Here is a 21,772-nt window from a genome sequence, read left to right on the forward strand (position 1 = left end):
TCAGGACTTTTTAAAACCGAGGACCAGGACCACCGCACCAAGCACCACAGCACCCAGGCTCAGCCACTGCGGAATATTGACCGACTCTTTTTCCTTCACGGTCAGCTGTATCGGGCCTATCTTGGCGGCCGTGGTGTCCTTGGTGAAACTGAAGCCGCCGGTGAAAAACCCGGCCAGGCCCAAAACAATCAGGACTATGCCTGTGATGCGTGCTGCGTTCATGGTGTTGATCTCCTCGCCGGGCTGTGAATGGTGGGAGTGGCCCCGCCCCGGAACTGCGCCACTCGCTGGTAGCAGCGTAGGCAGGGACGCGCAAACTGTCTGTAGGACGCAGCCCGCGGCCCCTGTGGCCCAAGCGCTGATAACAGGCACACGCCGGCCATGGAAAACCCCTGCGTGATACGCTTTCGCCCATGTTCACGCCCTCCCAAGCCGACGTCCGGCGCTTCTTCTGTTCCGTCTATGCCAAGGCCCGCGCCGGCCAGCCCATGGAGGCGATTGAAACCATCGCCAGCCAGTGGATCGAAGAGCACCCCGAGTACCACGCGGATTTTGCCGATGCCGACGCCGCGCTCGAAAAAATGTACGACGTGGAGGCCGGCAAGACCAACCCGTTCCTGCACCTGTCCATGCACCTGTCCATCAGCGAGCAATGCTCCATAGACCAGCCGCGCGGCATACGCCAGGCCGTGGAACTGCTGACGGCCAGGCGCAACTCCCTGCATGACGCCCACCACGAAACCATGGACTGCCTGGGGCAGATGGTCTGGGAAAGCCAGCGCGCGGGGCGACCGCCCGATGGCGCGGCTTATATCGACTGCGTGCAGCGCCGCGCAACTCGCGACTAGACAATAAAAAAGCCGCTTGATGAAGCGGCTTTTTGTTTGGGCGGGAAAATCCGGCTTAGCGGAACTTCTTCTGCGGAATAGTCTTCAGCTCGCCATCCACAGAGGCCAGGTAGTTGGCCAGCTGCTTGAGTTCGGCATTGGTGTACTGCTTGGCCATGCCGGCCATGATGGCGTTGCCGCGGCCGACCTTGGGGTTGTTCTCGGTCTTGTAGGCCTTGAGCGCCACGAACAGGTAGTCGGCATGCTGGCCGCCGATCTTGGGGTAGGCCGGGTCAATGGGCTTGCTGAAATTGTCACCGTGGCAGGAGGCGCAATTGGCCTTGGCCAGCAGGGCCTTGACTTCGGTGCTGGGCTCCGTGGCGGCCTTGGCCGGCTCGCCCGCGCCGTCGGCGCTGTAGTGGGCGGCGAGGTCGGCGATGTCCTGGTCGGTCAGGGAGTCGGCGATAGCGCGCATCGTCGGGTGCTTGCGTTCGCCTTTTTTGTATTCATTGAGCGCGGCGGTGATGTATTTGGCGCCCTGGCCGGAAATCATGGGCACCTTGTAGACCTCGGGGAAAGAGGCCTGGTAGCCCTTGATGCCGTGGCAGCCTATGCACATGGCATTCTTGGTTTCGCCGGCCTTGGCGTCGCCCTTGATCTCCTGGGCCAGGCTGGCAGCCGTCGCACAAGAGACAGCAACGGCGAATATCGTGGTGAACAGCTTATTCATTTTGCGCGCACAATCAGGTGGGGATTCATCGTATAAAACAACCCTGGATTATATCTGGGCCCGCCGCGGCCAGGCACCCGTTGCCGGCCAGGCCCCACAAAAGCCCGCTCCACCTTCACCTCCCTGACCCAAGAACATGAAATTTCAAGGCTCAAAAAACTACGTCGCCACCCAGGACCTGATGCTCGCGGTCAACGCCGCCGCCGCCCTGAAAAAGCCGCTGCTGGTCAAGGGCGAGCCCGGCACCGGCAAGACCATGCTGGCCGAGGAAGTGGCCCAGTCCCTGGGCCTGCCGCTGTTGCAATGGCACATCAAGTCCACCACCAAGGCGCAGCAGGGCCTTTATGAATACGACGCGGTGTCGCGCCTGCGCGACTCGCAGCTGTCCACCGTGGACGGCGGCGAGAAGGTCAAGGACATCCACAACTACATCGTCAAGGGCGTGCTGTGGCAGGCCTTCACCTCGGAAACCCCGGTAGCGCTGCTGATCGATGAGATCGACAAGGCCGACATCGAATTTCCCAACGACCTGCTGCGCGAAATCGATCGCATGGAGTTCTATGTGTATGAAACACGCGAACTCATCAAGGCCAGGCACCGCCCGCTGGTGTTCATCACCTCGAACAACGAAAAAGAACTGCCCGACGCGTTTTTGCGCCGCTGCTTCTTCCACTACATCAAGTTCCCCGACGCCGACACCATGAAGCAGATCGTGGACGTGCACTTCCCCGACCTCAAGAAAGAACTGCTGACCGCCGCGATGAAAACGTTTTACGACGTGCGCAACCTGCCCGGCCTCAAAAAGAAACCTTCCACCAGCGAGCTGCTGGACTGGCTCAAGCTGCTGGTCGCCGAGGATATCCCGCTGGACGCCCTGCAAAGCAAGGACGACAAGGTCGCCGTGCCGCCGCTGGTGGGCGCGCTGCTCAAGAACGAGCAGGACGTGACCCTGTTCGAGAAGCTGGTTTTCATGCAGCGCAACAATCGCTGAACGCGGGGCACTCTTGATGAACCAAAAATCCCTGCTGCTCGAAGGCCTGTCCGACGCGGTCGGTTTTGTCGGCGGCGCCCTGCTGGGCTTCTGGGCCGGCCGGCTGCTGGGCCTGGATATTTTTGCGGACGGCTACGGCAACGCCGCCATAGGCGGCATCGTGCTGGTGGGCCTGGGCGGCGGCCTGGGCCTGCAGCTGGCCAGGCGCTGGAGGAAGCGGCAAAAACCCGAAGGAGAGAACTGAGAATGGCTTTTGTCGAACCCGTAACACTGCAGGCGCGCGGCGTGCGCCTGCTGCCCCTCGCGCTGGAACACGAAGCAGGCCTGAAGGCCGCGGCCGCCGACGGCGAGCTCTGGAAGCTGCGCATCACCTCCGTGCCCGAGCCGCATGAAACCCGCGGCTACATCGAAACGGCGCTGGCCACGGCCAACCGCTTCGCCTTCGCGGTGACCGATGCCGCCAGCGGCGAGGTGCTGGGCTCCACGAGTTACCACGACATCGTGCCCAACCTCAAGCGCGTCGAGATCGGCTACACCTGGTACGCCGCGCGCTGCCAGCGCACCCATGTCAACACCACCTGCAAGCTCCTGATGCTCACGCATGCCTTCGAGACCCTGGGCTGCAACATCGTGGGCTGGCGCACCGACAACTTCAACCACGCCTCGCAGCGCGCCATCGAGCGCCTGGGCGCGCGCAAGGACGGCGTGCTGCGCGGCCATGCGCTGCGCCGCGACGGCACCATACGCGACACCGTGATGTACAGCCTGGCGGCCGGTGAGTGGCCGGAAGTCAAGGCACAGCTGCTCTATCTACTGGACAAACCTCGAGCCTGAAGCGCCGACCGCCAAGGAGTAGCTCACCATGCTCATCGATTTTTTCTACACCCTGCGTTCGGCCAAGCTGCCGGTCTCCGTCAAGGAATACCTGATGCTGCTCGAGGCGCTGGAGGCCGGCGTGGTTGGGCCCAACAGCGACAAGCTCGAGGGGCAACAGGGTGAAGGCGCCTGGAAGATCGACGACTTCTATTACCTGAGCCGCTGCGTGCTGGTGAAGGACGAAAAAAACTACGACAAGTTCGACCGCGCCTTCGCCGCCTACTTCAAGGGCGTCGAGATGCTGGCTGACTTCACGAAAGACATCCCCCTCGAATGGCTGCGCAAAAACCTGGAGCTTGAGCTGAGCCCCGAGGAAAAGGCCAAGATCGAAAAAATGGGCTGGGACGAGCTCATGGAAACGCTCAAAAAGCGTTTTGAAGAGCAGAAAGAGCGCCACGAAGGCGGCAGCAAATGGATAGGCACGGGCGGCACCTCGCCCTTCGGCGCCAACGGCTTCAACCCGCAAGGCATACGCATAGGCCAGGAAAAAAGCCGCAACAAGAGCGCGGTGAAAGTCTGGGACCAGCGCGCCTACAAGGACTACGACGACACCCAGGAGCTGGGCACACGCAACATCAAGGTCGCGCTGCGCCGCCTGCGCAAATTCGCGCGCCAGGGCAATGCCGAAGAACTGGACCTGGACGACACCATACGCTCCACCGCGGCCAACGCCGGCTGGCTGGACATCAAGATGGTGCCCGAGCGCCACAACAACGTGAAGGTGCTGCTGCTCATGGACGTGGGCGGCACCATGGACGAGCACATCCACCGCGTCGAGGAAATGTTCTCGGCCGTGAAGGCCGAGTTCAAGCACCTGGAGTTTTACTACTTCCACAACTGCGTCTATGACTTCATGTGGAAGAACAACCGCCGCCGATTCAGCGAAAAGTTCCCGACCTGGGACATCATCCGCAAGTACAACAAGGACTACAAGCTCATCTTCGTCGGCGACGCGACCATGAGCCCTTATGAAATTTTGCAGCCCGGCGGCAGCGTGGAATACAACAACGAGGAAGCCGGCGCCGAATGGATGCAGCGCCTGACCAACGCCTTTCCCAAGTTCGCCTGGATCAACCCCGAGCCGCAAGGCGTCTGGCAATACCGGCAAAGCATTGGCGTGATCCAGCAGCTGGTCAACCAGCGCATGTACCCGCTGACGATCAAGGGTCTCGAAGAGGCCATGCGCCTGCTGTCCAAATAGCGCTGGCCTCCTACGCTTGAGTGCCAGGGTGCTCAAGTAAACTGCCTTCGTGACCCCTCCCAGCATTCACAGTCGTCACTGCGCACGGAAGGCCACCCCGGCAGGACGGATTCCCAGCGCCGGTTTCACCCCTGCTTTCGCCCTCTTTGCGATCCTGCTGGCGCCCCTGGCCGGCGCGCAGACGGCTGCGCCCCTGGACAACAGCGGCAGCACAACACCGCCTTCCAGCGTCACGCAGACCGCACCTGCCCCGCCACCGCCGCCTGAAAAAGTCTCTCCCGGGCCCACGCCCGAGGGCTCCACAGGCCCCACCAGCGCCCAGCCCGAAGTCACGGCCTTTGACATCGCGGTGCGCGCCCCCCAACCCCTCAAGGACCTGCTCGACAAACACCTGGAGCTGCAGCGCTACCGCGCCGTGACCGACCTTGACGAGGCCGAACTCGCGCGCCTTATCGTGCTGGCCGAGCGCAATGTGCGCAACCTGGCCGGCACGCTGGGCTACTTCAGCCCCAGCATCAACATCACGCGCGAAGGCGGCGCCAACCAGAAGCCGACCATTGTGGTGGCCGTAGAGCCCGGCCAGGCCACCATCGTGGGCGGGGTGGCGATGAATTTTGCGGGCGACATCGCCGACTCCTCCGACCCGGACGCCAAAGCCCAGCGCGAGGGAATCGAGCGCGACTGGCGCCTGCCCGCGGGCCAGCGCTTCACCCAGGACGCCTGGGACGGCGCCAAGACGCAAGCCCTGCGCGAGCTGGTGGCGCGCCGCTACCCGGCCGGCAAGCTGGCCGGCAGCCTGGCCGACGTGGACGCGCCCACCAACAGCGCGGCGCTCAGCCTCAAGCTGGACTCCGGACCGCTCTACCGCCTGGGCCCGCTGCAGGTCAGCGGCGTGGAGCGCTACGACCCGGTGCTGGTGCCGCGCCTGGCGCGCCTGACACCGGGCACGCCCTACGACCAGAACCAGCTGAACGAAGCGCAGCTGCGCCTGGCCTCCAGCGGCTACTTCGATTCGGCCTATATCTTTGTCGATCCCGAAAGCGACCCGAACGCCGCGCCCGTGCAGGTCCAGGTGCGCGAAGCCAGGCTGCAAAAAATCATCCTCGGTGTGGGCGTGACCACCGACAGCGGCCCGCGCGCCTCTGTCGAGCACACCCACCAGCGCGTGCCGGGCACCAACTGGCGCGCCGTCACCAAGCTGCAGCTTGAGAAGAAGGCTCCCTTTGCGCAGACCGAATGGACGTCCATTCCCGACGAATCCAACTGGCGCTGGGTGGCGCTGGCGCGCACCGAGCGCGTCGACGACGACGACCTCGTCACACGCTCGAGCCGCCTGCGCTTTGGCCGCACCCAGGCCGGCGATCGCATAGACCGCAACATGTATGTGCAGTACGACAGGGCCAGCGTCAGCGGCAGCGGCCAGCTCAACAGCAGCGCCGCCGACATCGGCGACGGCTCGGCCCTGTCGGTCAACTACGTCTGGACAGGCCGCTATTTCGACAGCCTGCCCTTTCCGAACAAGGGCTACGGCCTGGGCTTTGAACTCGGCGGCGGCAGCACCATGGGCACGCAGCACCTGCCCTTCACACGCGCCGTGGGTCGCTGGCTGGGCATTGTGCCGCTGGAGCGCGGCCGCATCGCGATGCGCGCCGAGGGCGGCGCGGTGATTGCGAAAGACTCGGCCCGCATTCCCGGCACCCTGCTGTTTCGCACCGGCGGCGACACCACCGTGCGCGGCTACGGCTACCGCGACATCGGCATCAAGCTGGACAACGGCGTCACAGGGCCGGGCCGCTACATGGCCGTGGGCAGCGTCGAATACCAGCGCCCCCTGCTGCGCGACGGCAGGCCCAGCGAGTGGGAGAACACTTTTTTCATCGACGCCGGCGCCGTGGCCGACAACCCCAAGGACATGAAGCCCTCCGTCGGCATAGGCACGGGCGTGCGCTGGCGAAGCCCCATAGGCCCGCTGCAAATGGATGTGGCTTATGGCGTCAAGCCCAAGCAGTTGCGCCTGCACGTCAGCGTGGGATTTGTTTTCTGATTTCCTGATGGACACGCCAGACACACCCACCCCGCGCACCCCGCCGGTCCCCTCACGCCCGCCGCGGCGCTGGCTGCGCACCACGGCCTGGGCGGCGGGCAGCGTCGTCACGCTGGCCGTTGCCGCGACGGGCGGGGCCTGGTGGTGGGCCGGCACCGATGGCTCGCTGGCCACCGCGCTGGGCTGGATCGCGCGCTCGCAACCGCTGGGCGCCGAAGGTGTCACAGGCTCGCTGCGCGCCGGCGGCCGCATTGAGCAACTGGTCTGGCAACAAAACGGCCTGCGTGTGGACCTGCGCGAGCTCACACTGGCCTGGCAGCCCTGGTCACTGCTGCACGGCACACTCAAGGTCAATCGCCTGGCCGCGGCCAGTGTGCAGGTCGACGACCAGCGACCGCCCTCCACCGAGCCTTCGGTGCCGCCCTCGGCACTCGGCTTGCCGCTGCCGGTGCTGCTCGAAGGTTTCTCCATCGGGCAATTCCAATGGCACGGCGGCGCAGAGTTTTCCGCGTCGGGCATACGCGGAAACTATTCTTTCAACGGCTTTTCGCACCAGCTTGAATTGCTGGGCGCGCAGGTCGCGCAAGGGCGCTACAGCGGCAAGGCCACGCTGGCAGCGCACGGCAAGCTGCAGCTCGATGCCAGCCTCAACGGCGCGCTTGACGCAGCCCTGCCCGGAGGCAAGACCAGGGTGCCGCTGGCCTTCAAGGCCACAGCCAAAGGCCCGCTCACCGAGCTGCTGCTCAAGGCCGAGCTGCAAATGGAAAACGCCGCCGCGCAAAAAAACCAGCCGCGTCCCCAGGCCAGCGCCACGGCCCGCGTCATGCCCTGGGCCGCGCAGCCGCTGCCGCAGGCCGATGCGAGCTTTCGCGACCTTGACGTCGCCGCCTTCTGGCCCGACGGCCCACAAACCCAGCTCACAGGCAGCGCCAGCGTGCGGCCGGCGGACAGCGCGCCGGTGTCATCCGCTTCCGCATGGGGCCTGCAACTGCAGCTCGCCAACAGCCAGCCCGGCCCCTGGGACCAGCACAAGCTGCCGCTGGAACGCCTCGAGGCCCAAGGCGAATGGCGCGGCGGCGCGGCCCTGGTGCGCACACTCAAGGCCAGGCTGGGCGGCGGCGAGCTGCTGGCCAGCGGTGAATGGGCCGATGCGCCCGCGGGAACTGCTACGGCCAAACCCCCCGCCTGGAAAATGCAGGCCAGCCTGCAACAGGTCAACCCCGCCCTCTTGCACAGCCAGCTCGCGCCGCTGCCGCTAGACGGCAAGGCCCAGGCCCACAGCCAGGGGGACAGTGGCAAGGCCATCGCCTTCGACGCGACCCTGCAGGCCGCGCGCAACGATGCGGCTACGAAGAACAATCCCCTGGGCGCACTGCGCCTGCGCGACGCCAGCGCCAGCGGCAGCTGGAATGGCGAGCAGGCCGGCGGCACCCTGCTGCTTTCGGCCCTGCGCGTGCGCAGCGATGACGCCGAACTGAGCGGAAACCTGGAAGCCCAACCCGCAGCCCAAGCCGGCAAAGGCAAGCTCACACTCACCGCGCCCGGGCTGGACGCGCAAGTGCAGGGCGAGCTGCGCCCCGCCAGCGGCAAGGGCGATATCAGCCTGCGCGGCCGCGACATGGCACAAGCCCTGCGCTGGCTGCAAAAGCTGCCGGGCATGCCAGATGCGCTCAAGTCCGCCTCAGCCACCGGCAGCGCCGAGCTGCAGGCGAGCTGGCAAGGCGGCTGGCAGGACCCGGCCCTGCAGGCGCGGCTGGACCTGCCCTCGCTGGACTGGCGCATCATGGCAACGCCAACGCCCGCCGCCGCAACGACGACCGCAACGGCAGACGCCGGGCTGCTCAAGATCCGCGCCTTCCAGGCCACACTCTCGGGCCGCTTGAGCGAAGCGCAGCTCAACACCCAAGGCCGCGCCGAAGCCGGCACGCGCCGCTACACCCTGCAACTGGCGGCCCAAGGCGGACGCGGCGGCGCGGCGCGCAACACGCCGCTGGCCGAGTCGCCCTGGCAAGGCCTGCTGCAGCAACTGAGCCTCGGCGTGCAAGACCCCGCGCTCGGCACAGGCGCCTGGCAGCTCAAGACACGAGGCGCCGTGCCGCTCAAATGGACACCGGCGCGCAGCGGCGGCGCGTTTGAAAGCGGCGCCGGCGAGGCGCTGCTGATCGCGCCGGCTTCGGGTGCTTCCGGCACCTCGGGCGCCGCCACACCCTCACAAGCCACACTGGCCTGGCAGCCCCTGCGCTGGCGGCCGGGCCGCGAACTCGTCACCGCCGGCAAACTCAGCGGCCTGCCCCTGGCCTGGATAGAACTTTTTGCCGGCCCGCAAATGGCCGGCGCCGGCCTGGGCGGCACCCTGCTGCTCGACGGCGACTGGGACGCCACGCTGGGCGACACCCTGCGCCTCAAAGCCAGCCTGGCGCGCAGCAGCGGCGACATCACGGTGCAGGCCGAAACCGCGCAAGGCACCTCGGCGCGCGTTGCGGCCGGCGTCAAGGAGGCGCGGCTCTCCTTGCAAAGCGAAGGTGAGGCTGTCACTGTGGCGCTGCGCTGGGACAGCGAACGCGCGGGCACGGCCGAGGGCCAGCTGCGCACACGCCTGGCACGCGCGCCCGCCGCGGCCGGCGGCGGCTGGCTCTGGCCCGCGGACGCGCCCCTGGCCGGCCAATTGCGCGCCCAGTTGCCGCGCATAGGCGTGTGGTCGGTGCTGGCACCGCCCGGCTGGCGGCTGCGCGGCTCGCTGGGTGCCGACGTCGCCATCAGCGGCACACGCGCCGCGCCGCAGCTGGCCGGCGACCTGCAGGCCGACGACCTGGCGCTGCGCTCGGTGGTCGACGGCATTGAATTCGGCAACGGCCGGCTGCGCTCCAAACTCGACGGCACCCGCATGCGCATCAACGAGTTCACGCTGCAGGGCGCGGGCGACAAGGGCACGGGCGGCATTCTTAGCGCGCAAGGCGAAGCCGGCTGGGTGGACGGCAAGCCGCAGGTGCAGCTCAGCGCCAAGATCGAACGGCTGCGCGCCAGCATACGCACAGACCGGCAGATCACCGTCTCCGGCGACATACAGGCCGGCCTCAAGGGAATCCAAAGCGAACTCACCGGCAAGCTGCTGGTCGACCAGGCCCGCATCATCCTGCCCGACGAAGGCACGCCCCAGCTCGGCGACGACGTGGTGGTGCGCAGCACACGCGGCGCGGCGGCCGGCCAGAAGGCGCCCGCGCAAACCAGCGCCGACACCACAGACCGCGACGCGCGCCCCGTCAAGCTGGCCGTGGAGCTGGACCTGGGCCGCGACTTCCGCATCCAGGGCAAGGGCATAGACACACGGGTGCGCGGCACCCTGGCACTGAGCGGCGAGAACCTGCGCGAGCCGAAACTCAACGGCACCATCAACACCGCAGGCGGCCAGTACCGCGCCTACGGCCAGCGCCTGGACGTGGAGCAAGGCATGCTGCGCTTCACCGGCGCCATCGACAACCCCACGCTCGACATCCTGGCGATACGCCCCAACCTCACCCAGCGCGTTGGCGTGCAGATCACCGGCACCGCCCTGCTGCCGCGCGTGCGCCTGTATGCCCAACCCGAACTGCCCGACGCCGAAAAACTCTCCTGGCTGGTGGTGGGGCGCTCCTCCGCTTCGGGCGGCGCCGAGGCCGCCATGCTGCAGCAGGCGGCCCTGGCCCTGCTGGGCAGCAAAGGCACAGGCGGCATGTCGGGCGGCCTGGCCGCCTCGCTGGGCCTCGATGAGCTGTCTTACCGCGGCGCATCCAGCAACACCGACGGCAGCACCACCGAAAGCGCCCTGACCCTGGGCAAACGCTTTTCACGCAATTTCTACGCGGCCTACGAACGCACCATCTCGGGCGCACTGGGCACGCTGTACGTGTTCTACGACCTGTCGCAACGCTTCACCGTGCGCGCCCAGGCCGGCCAGCAAAGCGCGGTGGATTTGATCTTCACCGTGCCTTACGACTGAGACAAAACCCAGGCGCCGGGAAGGCATCCGCCACCGAATACAATCACGGCTTCTCCCCGAGAAGTGCCGCCATAGTTCAATGGATAGAACGAGTGCCTCCTAAGCGCTAGATACAGGTTCGATTCCTGTTGGTGGTACCAAGCCTCTTGCCGCATAACGTTGAAGATCACCGGCGGGCCATAGACCGGCAAAGCCCTTCGCGAGAATGTCCGAGTCGATCGACTTGCTAGACCGCATTCCCAACATCCTTTTTATTGGCTCCCTCACTAGCGCCCTTGCTGCGCGACCAAACGAGGACGGCGAGCAAGTAGACAGGAGCAAGCACCGCCAGGCCCGCAGCTATGAGGCTTTGGCTGAGTCCCGCTACGAGCATAGCCGCGAACCAAGAGCCGGCGAGAACCAGGCAGCCTAAAGTAACCCAGGCCGCGCGATTGCGCGCCATTGCGAGAAGAGCGATCAAAAGTACCCCAAACAGCTGAGCCGAGATGACCATCCGAAGGGGCGAAAACCTATACGTCTCCAGACAGGCGCAGGCCATCGATGGCACAAAGGCAAGCAGCGCCAGAAGAATGACAGCGACTACAGACGCTTTGCTGCGCACAAGCTTGCTCCGGATGGTCGAGAAGGTCGGCGTCACGTGCGGTCTAAGGTTTGATCTGAGCGGACGGAAGCGCCTCGCCGGTGAAGGTCCGCTCTGGCGAAGGGTTAGGCATCAGTTTGTGCCTCGTAGATGGCGAGCCATTCGCGACTCTGAGCAATCGCAATTCATTGCGATAGTCCTTGAACAATCGCTTCCACCGCTTGGTCGAGGTTGGCGGCGTTCGACGTCGGCGCCTCAAAGAACATCAATACCGACCTGATGGGGCGAGTGTGCTCCACCGTCACAAATGACCGCCCCGAGCTGTCAAACCCCCGGTAAGTCCCGGCGGTGCCGTCACTCAAGGCATAGATCTCCTGCTTCGTGATTGTGACGGTCACACCTGCCTTGGCAGCCGCGTGCTCGCGCCGAATCGATTCTTCGAGGAGCTTCGTCGCCACTAGCCGGGTGCGTTCAGGTCGGACCGGCTGTGTAATGCCCATGATCTTCACGTGCAAGCCCAGCGCCTCCGAGCGAAAGACAACGTGTTCCGCGAACAACAGGCGAACCTGCACCCAATCCCCGCTAAGGACCAACGAGAAATCAGGGTCGCTGTACGTCACGGCGCTGTTCGCCTGAGAGCAGAAGGACAGAATCAGAATGGCTAGGAATTGGCGCACGTTACCCCCTAACGTTCAAGATAATCGGCCTTGCGCGGCTTTATGCGCAAGGTCCGGTTGACCGCAGGGTTAGCCTACTGCACATGGAAGAAACACAGAGGCGCATGTCACTCACCGCTACTTGTTAATAGATGGCGGCCAGAACATACCGTCATAGTCGCGGTATCCGTACGGATACCACACAAGGCGACCTTCGGGGTCAGTTCCCACCTTAGCAAAGATGGTGCCTTTATCGCCACTTTGATGATGAGGACCGCAACTGGAGACCAGGAACTTCAGAGAGAGAATGTCGCCTTTATGGACTCTGCCGGTAGCGGGCCCAATAACGCGCAAGACCGTTGCTTTCGCCTCCCCTTTGGAGAGGTCCGAAACGGACACATCCAACAAGGCCACCTCTGCAATTACATCAGCATCAGGTGGTGGATTGGGAGCGGCCTTAAAAAATAGCGTCTCCTCCATGCTAGGGCCCTGACACGCGTGCGCCTGGGAGAGGGCTAGCAGGACGCAAGGAACCAACGCAATCAAGTAGCGCATGTGTTTCACCCAAAGTTTGGAACTGACGGAACTCAAGGCAGGATAGTGCCGGAAATGACCGGCCGACAGGACGTCCGTGTCGATTGACTTGTTAGCCTGCACTCTCAAGGTACTCCCCCAGGATTTGCGCCTTCCAATACTGATCAGAGCCGTTGATGTCTTCCTGCGGCTCGTCGAATTCGATCCAATGAATGAAGGTCGGCCCCAGCAGCGTTTCAGTGGCTTCTGGTTCATCGACCACTGTTCCGGTGCAAGAGCGTTTCCACCCTCCAGCGGTGAGAACGCGCACTCGGGAACCCGCGGCGAACCGCAATTGCTTCTGGCTAGACATGGCGCTCATGATGCAGGCTAACGTAATGTATGCCGCAAGGTCTGCGGTATAACCTGGCCGCTGAAAACCCGGCCAAGTGCTTGTTATTAAAAGACCTATTGTCCATTTCGAGTTTCGCTCAGGTCGATAAAAAAGGGACCCAACCCCGCAAACAAATTCTAGGCGGACACCGTGGTTGCCGCCTCCTCACTATGAACGAGCAGAGGCTGTTGAATTCCATCGAATCCTGTTTTCGTACGAATACATGAACTGCCTCCTGGTAATCCAAGTTTTTGTCCGCCCCCCAGCGTGATTCAGCCCTCCCGGCCCGGCAATTCGCCCGCCATGCCCGCTCCCTCTCAGGGATAACCAGAAGATAACCAGACCCGACATCATGTCGGATTTGAACAAGTGTGCGTCTGCCGGGCGCAAGTTCGCGCATCTGGGAAATCCAACAATGAGCGCAGATTCATTGGACCTCCCTACAAGCGACTATGCGCGGCCAAAACTACTCTCTATGGAGCCTGCTCAAGCATGGCTTCAAAAACCACCAGACCTGGGAACCCGCCTGGGAACGGGTGGCCTTGAAGCCGTCCTACGACGTGGTGATCGTCGGCGGCGGCGGGCATGGCCTGGCCACGGCCTACTACCTGGCCAAAAACCATCCCCAGGTCGGGCGCATCGCGGTGCTGGAAAAGGGCTACCTGGGCGGGGGCAACACCGCGCGCAATACCACCATCGTGCGCTCCAACTACCTGTGGGACGAGTCGGCGGCGATTTATGAGCATTCGCTCAAGCTCTGGGAAGGCCTGACCAAGGACCTGAACTTCAACGTGATGTTCAGCCAGCGCGGCGTGTTCAACCTGGGCCACACCCTGCAGGACATGCGCGATATCGAGCGCCGGGTCAACGCCAATGCGCTGCAAGGCATAGACGCCCATGTGCTGAACGCGCGCGAAGTGAAGGAAAAGATTCCCCAGCTCGATTGCAGCCGCAGCCGCCGCTACCCGGTGCTGGGCGCCAGCTGGCAGCCGCGCGCGGGCATCGCCCACCACGACGCCGTGGCGCGCGGTTTTGCCCGCGCCGCCAGCCGCCTGGGCGTGGACCTGATCGAGGGCTGCGAAGTCACCGGCATGGACATCTCCGGCGGCAAGATCCGCGGCCTGCAAACCAACCTGGGCATGGTGAAAACCGAGCGCGTGGGCTGCGTGGCCGCCGGCCATTCGTCGGTGCTGGCCAAAATGGCCGGCCTGCGCATGCCACTCGAAAGCCACCCGCTGCAGGCCTTTGTGTCCGAATCGATGCAGCGCGTGATCGACACCGTGATCATGTCCAACGCGGTCCACGGCTACCTGAGCCAGTCGGACAAGGGCGAGCTGGTAATAGGCGCCGGCATCGACAGCTACCTGGGCTACGGCCAGCGCGGCAGCCCGCACGTGATCGAGCACACGGCTGCCGCCATCATCGAGCTGTTCCCCCAGTTCTCCCGCGTGCGCATGAACCGCCAATGGGGCGGCATTGTGGACGTGACGCCCGACGCCTGCCCGATCATTTCCAAGACGGCAGTCCAGGGCCTGTTCTTCAACTGCGGCTGGGGCACAGGCGGCTTCAAGGCCACGCCGGGTTCAGGCCATGTCTTTGCCGACATGCTGGCCCAGGGCGAGCCCAATGCGCTCGCCAGATCCTTCTCCGTGGACCGCTTCCACACCGGCCACCTCATCGACGAACACGGCGCCGCAGGCGTCGCCCACTGATATGTTTTTATTGCACTGCCCCCACTGCGGCGAAACGCGGGACGAAGAAGAGTTCAGCAATGCCGGTGAAGCCTACATCCCCCGACCGCTCCAGCCTGAGGCTGTGGACGACGCCACCTGGGGCGACTATGTGTTCATGCGCAGGAACACCAAGGGCTGGTTCTGGGAGCAATGGCAGCACACCGCGGCCTGCCGCAAGGTGTTTGCCGTGAAGCGCAACACCGCCACCTATGAAATCGCCGGCACCTGGACCCTGGCCGAAGGCAAGGCGCTGTTTCTGGCCGACATGGCCAAGGAGCAAACCCAATGAGCGGCACCCGAGTTATCCAGGCCGGCACGCGCATCGACGCCACGCGCACGGTCAACTTCAGCTTTGACGGCCGCAGCTACACCGGCCACCCCGGCGACACGCTGGCCTCCGCCCTGCTGGCCCACGGCGTGCGCCGCATGGCACGCAGCTTCAAGTACGGCCGTCCCCGCGGCATCATAGGCGCGGGCGCGGAAGAGCCGAACGCACTGGTGCAGCTGGGCACGGGCGCGCTGACCACGCCCAACGTCAAGGCCACCCAGGCCGAGCTTTACGAGGGCTTGAGCGCCCGCTCCACCTCGGGCTGGCCTTCGCTGGACTTCGATCTGAAGTCGGTGCTGGGCCAGGGCTCGCGCTTCATGCCGGCCGGCTTTTACAGCAAGACCTTCAAGTGGCCGCAAAAGCTCTGGCCGTTGTATGAGACCGTGATCCGCAAGTTCGCCGGTTTCGGCGACGCGCCGGCCGAACCCGATCCCGAGGACTACGACCACCTGCACCACCATGTGGACGTGCTGGTTGTCGGCGGCGGCGCCTGCGGCCTGCTGGCCGCGCTGCAGGCCGGCCGCGCCGGGCTCAAGACCCTGCTGCTGGACGAGCAGAACGAACTCGGCGGCTGGCTGCTGTCCGACCCCAACGCGCAGATCGACGGCCGCAGCAGCGACGCCTACATCCGCTCGGTGCAGGCCGCCCTGGCCGAGATGCCGCATGTGACGGTCCTGGTGCGCACCACCGCCTTCGGCATGTATGAGCAGAACCTGGTGCAGGCCGTGGAGCTGCTGCAGGACCACATCGCGCCCGGGCAGCGCCAGGCCCACCTGCCGCGCCACCGCATGCACAAGATACGCGCGCACCAGGTGGTCCTGGCCACAGGCGCCATCGAGCGCCCTCTGGTGTTCGGCAACAACGACCTGCCGGGCGTGATGACGGTTTCCGCCGGCCAGACCTTTCTGCACCGCTACGGCGTGCGCGTCGGCCAGCGCGTGGTGATCTGCGGCACCAGCGACCTGATCCACGACTGCGCCGAAAGCCTGGCCAAGGCCGGCGCCCAGGTCACCGTGGCCGATGTGCGCCACAGCGCGGTGGCGCGCAGCAGCAGCTACACCGTGATGGCGGGCCACTGCATTGCCGAAGCCACCGGCGGCGGCGAAGTCAAGGGCGTCAGGCTTGTGCCTCTGCATCCCACGCGTGACGAAGCGACCGGCGCCGGCAGCTTCCTGGCCTGCGACGTGGTGCTGAGCTCCGGCGGCCTGTCGCCCACGGTGCACCTGTTTTGCCACGACGGCAGCCGCCCGCAGTGGGACGAATCCCTCGCGGCCTTTGTGGCGCCGCACACGGGGCGCAAAGGTGTTGCCTGCGCCGGTTCGGTCACCGGCGCTTTCGAGCTGGCCGACGCACTGGCGCAAACCACCCAGGCGATGCAGCAGGTGCTGGCCGCCTGCGGCAAGACCGACACCTTGCCGGTTCCGTCCTGCCCCCAGCCCCGCCGCCTGCAGCCGCGCCCCATGTTCCGCCTGCCCGACGGCAAGGTTGAAGGCGCGGGCGCCAAGGCGTTTGTCGACTACCAGAACGACGTCAGCGCCGCCGACATCGAACTGGCGGTGCGCGAAAACTACCACTCCATCGAGCACGTCAAGCGTTACACCGCGCTGGGCTTCGGTACCGACCAGGGCAAGCTGTCCAACGTCAACGGCTTCGTCATCACGGCCCGCGCGCTGAAGCGCCCGGTGAGCGAAGTCGGCACCACAACCTACCGCCCGGCCTACACGCCGGTCAGCCTGGGCGCTTTGGCCGGCACCATGTCCGGCGAGCTGTTCGACCCGAATCGCTACGGCGCCATCCATGCCTCGCACGTGGCACGCGGCGCGGCGCTGGAGCCGGTCGGCCAGTGGCAGCGTCCCTGGTACTTTGCCAAGCCCGGTGAAGACCTGCATGCCGCGGTCGCCCGCGAATGCCTGGCCGCCCGCAACGGCGTGGCGGTGATGGACGCCTCCACCCTGGGCAAGATCCAGATCGACGGCCCGGATGCGCGCGAATTCCTGAACCGCATCTACGCCAATGCCTGGACCCAGCTGGCCGTCGGCAAATGCCGCTACGGCCTGATGCTGGACGAAAACGGCATGGTGATGGACGACGGCGTGACCGCCTGCATCGAGCAAAACCAGTTTTACATGACCACCACCACCGGCGGCGCGGCCCGGGTGCTGAACTGGCTGGAGCGCTGGCACCAGACCGAATGGCCCGAACTCAAGGTCTGGATGACCTCGGTGACCGACCACTGGTCCACCATCGCCCTGGTCGGGCCCAAATCACGCGCGGTGCTGGCCAAGCTGTGCGCCGACATCGACCTCTCGCCCGACAGCTTCAAGTTCATGGACTGGCGCGCGGGCACGGTGCACGGCCTGCCTGTGCGTGTGTTCCGCATCAGCTTCTCGGGTGAACTGTCCTATGAGCTCAACGTCGAGTCCGGCTACGGCCGCGCGCTGTGGGAGGCGGTGATGGCCGCCGGCGCCGAGTTCGACATCACGCCTTACGGCACCGAGACCATGCACGTGCTGCGCGCCGAAAAGGGTTTCATCATCGTCGGCCAGGATACCGACGGCTCCATGAGCCCCATGGACCTGGACATGGCCTGGGCCGTCGGCCTGAAAAAGCCCTTCAGCTTCCTGGGCAAGCGCTCGCTGTCGCGCAGCGACACGGCCCGCGAAGGCCGCAAGCAGCTGGTGGGGCTGTTGCCCGAAGACCCGGCCAGCGTGCTGGTCGAGGGCGCGCAGATCATGGAAAGCGCCACCGTGGGTGCGCAAAACCAGATGCTGGGCCATGTGACCTCCAGCTACCACAGCGCCTTCCTGGGCCGCTCCATCGCCATGGCCGTGGTCGCCGGCGGCCTGCAGCGCAAGGAGCAAACCCTGTATGTGCACGCCCACGGCAAGGTCACGCCCGCCAAGGTCGGCTCCAGCGTATTCGTGGACGTGAAAGGCGACCGCCAAAATGTTTAACCCCCCCAACGTCATGCTGGAATCCCCCCTGCACGCCTTCGGCCTGCCCGCTCGCGCGGCAACGCCCGCCCAAGAAAACCGCGTGGCCATGAGCGAGCTGCCCCACCTGGGCTACATCGTGCTGCGCGGCAAGGCCGACGACACGGCCTTCATGCAAGGCGTGGCCGGCGTGCTGGGCCAGGCCCTGCCGACCCAGCCGATGTCGGTGGTATCCACCAGCGCCGGTGTGGTGCTGTGGGTCTCACCCGACGAATGGCTGCTGGCCTGCAAGCGCTCGGCCCGCGACGCCCTGCTGGCCGCGCTGACTACTGCACTGCAGGACGTGTTCGCCCAGATTGTGGACAACAGCGGCGGCCTGACGGCGCTGCGCATCAGCGGCCCCGACCACCTGCTGCTGCTGCGCCAGCTCGGCCCTTACGACTACGAAAGCCTGGCCGTGGGCCGCTGCGCCAGCACCGTGGCGTCCAAGACCGGTTTCACCGTGGTGCGCACCGACACCGAGGGTGTGGTGCTGGTGTTCCGCCGCAGCTTCGCCGACTACACCTGGCGCCTGCTGGAGCGCACCGCCCGGCCTTACCGCCTGTGCATCACCAGCCCGGCCCACTGCGCAGACCCGCTATTCACCCCCTTGTTAGAAATCGTTTGAAAGAGCGTCCCCATGCAAACTGAAGCTTTCTTTTCCACAGGCGTGGCGCAGGCCGACCCGGCCGTCAGCCTGGCCATGGACCACGAGCTGCAGCGCCAGCGCGAGCAGATCGAGCTGATCGCCTCGGAAAACATCGTCTCCCAAGCCGTGCTGCAGGCCCAGGGCTCGGTGCTGACCAACAAATACGCCGAAGGCTACCCCGGCAAGCGCTATTACGGCGGCTGCGAACACGTGGACGTGGTCGAAGCCCTGGCGATTGAACGCCTGTGCAAGCTGTTCGGCTGCGAATTCGCCAATGTGCAGCCCCACTCCGGCGCGCAGGCCAACACCGCGGTGATGCTGGCGCTGGTGCAGCCCGGCGACACGGTGCTGGGCATGTCGCTGTCGGCCGGCGGCCACCTCACGCACGGCGCCAAGCCGGCGCTCTCGGGCAAATGGTTCAAGGCCGTGCAGTACGGCGTGCGCCGCGCCGACTCGCTGATCGACTATGACGAGGTCGAAGCCCTGGCCCTGGAGCACAAACCCAAGCTCATCATCGCGGGCTTTTCAGCCTATCCGCGCACCATTGACTGGGCACGCTTTCGCGCGATTGCCGACAAGGTTGGCGCCTTCCTGATGGTGGACATGGCCCACGTCGCCGGCCTGGTCGCCACCGGCGTCTACCCCAGCCCGGTGCCGCACGCCCACGTGACGACCTCCACCACCCACAAAACCTTGCGCGGCCCGCGCGGCGGCGTGGTGCTGACCAACGACGCGGAGATCGCCAAGAAGATCAACTCTTCGGTGTTCCCCGGCTCGCAAGGCGGCCCGCTGATGCACGTCATCGCCGCCAAGGCCGTGGCCTTTGGCGAGGCGCTGCAACCCGGCTTCAAGGCCTACACACAACAGGTCGTGGCCAACGCCAAGGCCCTGGGCGCGGTGCTCAAGGCCGGCGGCCTGGACCTGGTGACCGGCGGCACCGACAACCACCTGCTGCTGGTCGACCTGCGCCCCCTGGGCCTCAAAGGCAATACCACCGAGGTCGCGCTGGAACGCGCCGGCATCACCTGCAACAAGAACGGCATTCCCTTCGACGACGAGAAACCGACCATCACCTCCGGCATACGCGTCGGCACGGCCGCGGGCACCACGCGCGGCTTCGGCGTGGCCGAGTTTGAAGAAGTCGGCCGGCTGATGCTGGAAGTCTTCAACAGCCTGAAGACCAATCCCGCCGGCGACGCCTCCGTAGAAGCTTCGGTCTATGCCCGCGTCAAAGCATTGACCACCCGTTTCCCTCTGTACGCCTAAAGGACAAACGCCATGAGCACGCTGCACCAAGACTCCCTCATCATCGATGGCCTGATCATCTCCAAGTGGAGCCGTGAGGTGTTCGAGGACATGAAAAAAGGCGGCCTCAGCGCCGCCAATTGCACCGTCTCGGTGTGGGACGACTTCAAGAGCACGGTGCACAACATCGCCGAGATGAAGAAATCCATCCGCGAAAACAGCGACCTGCTGTCGCTGGTGCGCACCACGGCCGACATCGAGCAAGCAAAAAAAGACGGCAAGACCGGCATCATCCTGGGCTTCCAGAACGCCCACGCCTTTGAAGACCAACTCGGCTACATCGAAGCCTTCGCCGACATGGGCGTGCGCGTGGTCCAGCTTTGCTACAACACGCAGAACCTGATTGGCACCGGCTGCTACGAGCGCGACGGGGGCCTCTCCGGTTACGGCCGCGAAGTCATCGGCGAGATGAACCGCGTCGGCATCATGGTGGACTTGTCACACGTAGGCGCCAAGACTTCGGAAGAAGCCATCCTCGAATCCAAGAAGCCCGTGACCTACAGCCACTGCCTGCCTGCCGGCCTGAAGGAACACCCGCGCAACAAGAGCGACGAGCAGCTCAAGTTCATCGCCGACCGCGGCGGCTTTATCGGCGTGACCATGTTTCCTCCCTTCCTCAAGCGCGGCCCAGAAGCCACGGTGGAGGACTACGTCGAAGCCTTGGACTATGTGATCAACATCGTGGGCGAAGACTGCGTAGGCGTGGGAACCGACCACACCCAGGGTTATGGCAAGGAATTTTTCGACATGCTGACCCACGACAAGGGGCAGTTCCGCCGCCTCACCAATTTCGGCACCGTGCAAAACCCGCTGGGCATACGCACCATCGGCGAAATGCCCAACCTGACAGCCGCCATGGAGCGTGCGGGCTGGCCGGTGGCCAAGATCACAAAGGTCATGGGGCGCAACTGGCTCCGTGTTTTTGGTGAGGTGTGGGGCGTGTAGTTGACACTCCCGACAGGTTAGGTTGTTCTTTTGTTTGCCTTCTTAGCTTTCGTTGCCTTCTACTAATCAATCAGGAGTGTTCGTACCATGATGAAACCGCAAAAAAATATTTCCCTCGGCCAGCGCCGCAAATTCCTGGCGCAGACACTGGGTGCCTCGGCCCTGGCCGCCACGGGCATGGGCGCCTTTGCCCAGGCCAAACCCACGATCAAGATCGGTTTTGTCGACGGCTGGTCCGACAGCGTGGCCACCACCAACCTCGCCGCGGCCATCATCCGCAGCAAGCTGGGCTACCCGGTTGAGCTGGTGCCGCTGGCCGCGGGCATCATGTGGCAAGGCGTGGCGCGCGGCGACCTGGACATGACGCTGTCGGCCTGGCTGCCGGTGACGCACGAAGCCTACCTGACCAGCTTCAAGGACAAGGTCCAGATCCTGGGCGCCAACTACCCCGGCGCCAAGATCGGCCTGATCGTGCCCGACTACGTCAAGGCCACCAGCCTGACCGACCTCAACAACTTCCGCGCCGATTTTGACAACCGCATTGTGGGCATTGACGCCGGCGCGGGTGTGATGCGCAAAACCGAAGAAGCCATCAAGGCTTACGGCCTGGACATGCGCCTGCTGCCCAGCTCCGGCCCGGCCATGGCCGCCGAACTCGACCGCTCCTACCGCGCCAACAAATCCATCGCCGTCACAGGCTGGATTCCGCACTGGATGTTCGCCAAGTACAAGCTGCGCTTCCTGGCCGATCCCAAGAACATCTACGGCGCCGAAGAGCACGTGGACAGCGTCATCAACCCGGCGCTGAACACCAAGGCGCCGGCTGTCGTGTCTTTCCTGAAGAAGTTCTCGTGGAAGCCGGAAGAAATCGGCGCCGTGATGCTGGCCGTCGAAGGCGGCTCCAAGGCGGACGCGGCCGCCGAGAAGTGGATGAACGACAACGCCGCGCGTGTTTCGAGCTGGCTCGGCTAAAGCGCCGCAAACACCGGGTGCAGATAGCGGCCCGGTGGTCCCAGCCGGCCTGGGACCACCGGCCGCCATCGGATCGGGGG

19 protein-coding genes and 1 tRNA gene are annotated in these 21,772 nt (G+C 65.0%); 15 read left to right on the top strand and 5 right to left on the bottom strand.

The window, feature by feature from the left end:
* Positions 1–222: a hypothetical protein gene (locus ACEN8I_RS00875; protein WP_007863113.1), complete on the bottom strand. Its 222-nt coding sequence runs from the start codon at positions 220–222 to the stop codon at positions 1–3.
* Between the two features lie 191 nt (positions 223–413).
* On the opposite strand from ACEN8I_RS00875, the gene ACEN8I_RS00880 reads away from it, so the two are divergent.
* A complete protein-coding gene (locus tag ACEN8I_RS00880) occupies positions 414–848 on the top strand; it encodes a DUF1841 family protein (RefSeq protein ID WP_074576501.1) in 435 nt (144 codons plus the stop codon).
* A 55-nt stretch (positions 849–903) separates the two neighbouring features.
* Here the strand turns inward: ACEN8I_RS00880 and ACEN8I_RS00885 are convergent, their stop codons facing one another.
* Complete coding sequence (locus ACEN8I_RS00885) at positions 904–1,557, bottom strand: c-type cytochrome (protein WP_413325307.1); 654 nt, start codon at positions 1,555–1,557, stop codon at positions 904–906.
* A gap of 136 nt (positions 1,558–1,693) precedes the next feature.
* Here ACEN8I_RS00885 and ACEN8I_RS00890 point away from each other — a divergent pair, with 136 nt between their 5' ends.
* From ACEN8I_RS00890 to ACEN8I_RS00920, 7 genes are all read left to right on the top strand, one after another.
* Entirely contained in the window at positions 1,694–2,548 is an 855-nt protein-coding gene (locus ACEN8I_RS00890; RefSeq protein ID WP_007863108.1) for an AAA family ATPase, read from the top strand.
* A 16-nt stretch (positions 2,549–2,564) separates the two neighbouring features.
* Complete coding sequence (locus tag ACEN8I_RS00895; protein WP_413325310.1) at positions 2,565–2,792, top strand: hypothetical protein; 228 nt, start codon at positions 2,565–2,567, stop codon at positions 2,790–2,792.
* Positions 2,793–2,794: 2 nt separating this feature from the next.
* Positions 2,795–3,382, top strand: a complete 588-nt coding sequence (locus ACEN8I_RS00900) for a GNAT family N-acetyltransferase (RefSeq protein WP_413325312.1) — start codon at positions 2,795–2,797, stop codon at positions 3,380–3,382.
* A gap of 28 nt (positions 3,383–3,410) precedes the next feature.
* Entirely contained in the window at positions 3,411–4,625 is a 1,215-nt protein-coding gene (locus ACEN8I_RS00905) for a vWA domain-containing protein (RefSeq protein ID WP_413325314.1), read from the top strand.
* 49 nt (positions 4,626–4,674) lie between these two features.
* Positions 4,675–6,669: an autotransporter assembly complex protein TamA gene (locus ACEN8I_RS00910; protein WP_413325316.1), complete on the top strand. Its 1,995-nt coding sequence runs from the start codon at positions 4,675–4,677 to the stop codon at positions 6,667–6,669.
* A 7-nt stretch (positions 6,670–6,676) separates the two neighbouring features.
* On the top strand, positions 6,677–10,645 hold the full coding sequence (locus ACEN8I_RS00915) for a translocation/assembly module TamB domain-containing protein (protein ID WP_413325318.1): 3,969 nt from the start codon (positions 6,677–6,679) through the stop codon (positions 10,643–10,645).
* 65 nt (positions 10,646–10,710) lie between these two features.
* Positions 10,711–10,785, top strand: a tRNA-Arg gene (locus ACEN8I_RS00920).
* Between the two features lie 625 nt (positions 10,786–11,410).
* On the opposite strand, the gene ACEN8I_RS00925 is transcribed toward ACEN8I_RS00920, so the two are convergent.
* The 3 genes from ACEN8I_RS00925 to ACEN8I_RS00935 all read right to left on the bottom strand — a co-directional run bounded on the left by ACEN8I_RS00925 (position 11,411) and on the right by ACEN8I_RS00935 (position 12,776).
* Complete coding sequence (locus tag ACEN8I_RS00925) at positions 11,411–11,845, bottom strand: hypothetical protein (protein ID WP_413325320.1); 435 nt, start codon at positions 11,843–11,845, stop codon at positions 11,411–11,413.
* A gap of 174 nt (positions 11,846–12,019) precedes the next feature.
* Complete coding sequence (locus ACEN8I_RS00930; RefSeq protein ID WP_413325323.1) at positions 12,020–12,361, bottom strand: hypothetical protein; 342 nt, start codon at positions 12,359–12,361, stop codon at positions 12,020–12,022.
* Positions 12,362–12,527: 166 nt separating this feature from the next.
* The gene (locus ACEN8I_RS00935; protein ID WP_413325325.1) at positions 12,528–12,776 is read right to left on the bottom strand and encodes a hypothetical protein; all 249 of its coding nucleotides are present in this window, start codon (positions 12,774–12,776) and stop codon (positions 12,528–12,530) included.
* Between the two features lie 464 nt (positions 12,777–13,240).
* Here ACEN8I_RS00935 and ACEN8I_RS00940 point away from each other — a divergent pair, with 464 nt between their 5' ends.
* From ACEN8I_RS00940 to ACEN8I_RS00970, 7 genes are all read left to right on the top strand, one after another.
* Positions 13,241–14,500 carry a sarcosine oxidase subunit beta family protein gene (locus tag ACEN8I_RS00940; RefSeq protein WP_413325327.1) on the top strand — a complete coding sequence of 420 codons (1,260 nt, stop codon included), beginning with the start codon at positions 13,241–13,243 and terminating at the stop codon, positions 14,498–14,500.
* A 1-nt stretch (position 14,501) separates the two neighbouring features.
* The gene (locus tag ACEN8I_RS00945; protein ID WP_413325329.1) at positions 14,502–14,810 is read left to right on the top strand and encodes a sarcosine oxidase subunit delta; all 309 of its coding nucleotides are present in this window, start codon (positions 14,502–14,504) and stop codon (positions 14,808–14,810) included.
* The gene (locus ACEN8I_RS00950) at positions 14,807–17,803 is read left to right on the top strand and encodes a sarcosine oxidase subunit alpha family protein (RefSeq protein WP_413325331.1); all 2,997 of its coding nucleotides are present in this window, start codon (positions 14,807–14,809) and stop codon (positions 17,801–17,803) included. Before ACEN8I_RS00945 ends, ACEN8I_RS00950 begins: the two co-directional genes overlap by 4 nt.
* Positions 17,796–18,449, top strand: a complete 654-nt coding sequence (locus ACEN8I_RS00955; protein WP_413325333.1) for a sarcosine oxidase subunit gamma — start codon at positions 17,796–17,798, stop codon at positions 18,447–18,449. Before ACEN8I_RS00950 ends, ACEN8I_RS00955 begins: the two co-directional genes overlap by 8 nt.
* Positions 18,450–18,461: 12 nt before the next feature.
* Positions 18,462–19,736: a serine hydroxymethyltransferase gene (gene glyA, locus ACEN8I_RS00960; RefSeq protein WP_413325336.1), complete on the top strand. Its 1,275-nt coding sequence runs from the start codon at positions 18,462–18,464 to the stop codon at positions 19,734–19,736.
* A 12-nt stretch (positions 19,737–19,748) separates the two neighbouring features.
* Positions 19,749–20,720: a dipeptidase gene (locus ACEN8I_RS00965; RefSeq protein ID WP_413325338.1), complete on the top strand. Its 972-nt coding sequence runs from the start codon at positions 19,749–19,751 to the stop codon at positions 20,718–20,720.
* Between the two features lie 90 nt (positions 20,721–20,810).
* On the top strand, positions 20,811–21,692 hold the full coding sequence (locus tag ACEN8I_RS00970) for a glycine betaine ABC transporter substrate-binding protein (RefSeq protein ID WP_413325673.1): 882 nt from the start codon (positions 20,811–20,813) through the stop codon (positions 21,690–21,692).
* Positions 21,693–21,772 lie beyond the last annotated feature (80 nt).

Source organism: Polaromonas sp. CT11-55, from assembly GCF_047303325.1.
Lineage (GTDB): Bacteria > Pseudomonadota > Gammaproteobacteria > Burkholderiales > Burkholderiaceae_C > Polaromonas.

Excerpts from the sequence above, each read along its gene's own strand:
- glyA (WP_413325336.1), top strand. The coding sequence starts at position 18,462 with ATGCAAACTGAAGCTTTCTTTTCCACAGGCGTGGCGCAGGCCGACCCG.
- ACEN8I_RS00945 (WP_413325329.1), top strand. The coding sequence starts at position 14,502 with ATGTTTTTATTGCACTGCCCCCACTGCGGCGAAACGCGGGACGAAGAA.
- ACEN8I_RS00950 (WP_413325331.1), top strand. The coding sequence starts at position 14,807 with ATGAGCGGCACCCGAGTTATCCAGGCCGGCACGCGCATCGACGCCACG.
- ACEN8I_RS00875 (WP_007863113.1), bottom strand. The coding sequence starts at position 222 with ATGAACGCAGCACGCATCACAGGCATAGTCCTGATTGTTTTGGGCCTG.
- ACEN8I_RS00930 (WP_413325323.1), bottom strand. The coding sequence starts at position 12,361 with ATGGAGGAGACGCTATTTTTTAAGGCCGCTCCCAATCCACCACCTGAT.
- ACEN8I_RS00905 (WP_413325314.1), top strand. The coding sequence starts at position 3,411 with ATGCTCATCGATTTTTTCTACACCCTGCGTTCGGCCAAGCTGCCGGTC.
- ACEN8I_RS00940 (WP_413325327.1), top strand. The coding sequence starts at position 13,241 with ATGCGCGGCCAAAACTACTCTCTATGGAGCCTGCTCAAGCATGGCTTC.
- ACEN8I_RS00880 (WP_074576501.1), top strand. The coding sequence starts at position 414 with ATGTTCACGCCCTCCCAAGCCGACGTCCGGCGCTTCTTCTGTTCCGTC.
- ACEN8I_RS00895 (WP_413325310.1), top strand. The coding sequence starts at position 2,565 with ATGAACCAAAAATCCCTGCTGCTCGAAGGCCTGTCCGACGCGGTCGGT.
- ACEN8I_RS00935 (WP_413325325.1), bottom strand. The coding sequence starts at position 12,776 with ATGAGCGCCATGTCTAGCCAGAAGCAATTGCGGTTCGCCGCGGGTTCC.
- ACEN8I_RS00890 (WP_007863108.1), top strand. The coding sequence starts at position 1,694 with ATGAAATTTCAAGGCTCAAAAAACTACGTCGCCACCCAGGACCTGATG.
- ACEN8I_RS00965 (WP_413325338.1), top strand. The coding sequence starts at position 19,749 with ATGAGCACGCTGCACCAAGACTCCCTCATCATCGATGGCCTGATCATC.
- ACEN8I_RS00915 (WP_413325318.1), top strand. The coding sequence starts at position 6,677 with ATGGACACGCCAGACACACCCACCCCGCGCACCCCGCCGGTCCCCTCA.
- ACEN8I_RS00900 (WP_413325312.1), top strand. The coding sequence starts at position 2,795 with ATGGCTTTTGTCGAACCCGTAACACTGCAGGCGCGCGGCGTGCGCCTG.
- ACEN8I_RS00955 (WP_413325333.1), top strand. The coding sequence starts at position 17,796 with ATGTTTAACCCCCCCAACGTCATGCTGGAATCCCCCCTGCACGCCTTC.
- ACEN8I_RS00885 (WP_413325307.1), bottom strand. The coding sequence starts at position 1,557 with ATGAATAAGCTGTTCACCACGATATTCGCCGTTGCTGTCTCTTGTGCG.
- ACEN8I_RS00970 (WP_413325673.1), top strand. The coding sequence starts at position 20,811 with ATGAAACCGCAAAAAAATATTTCCCTCGGCCAGCGCCGCAAATTCCTG.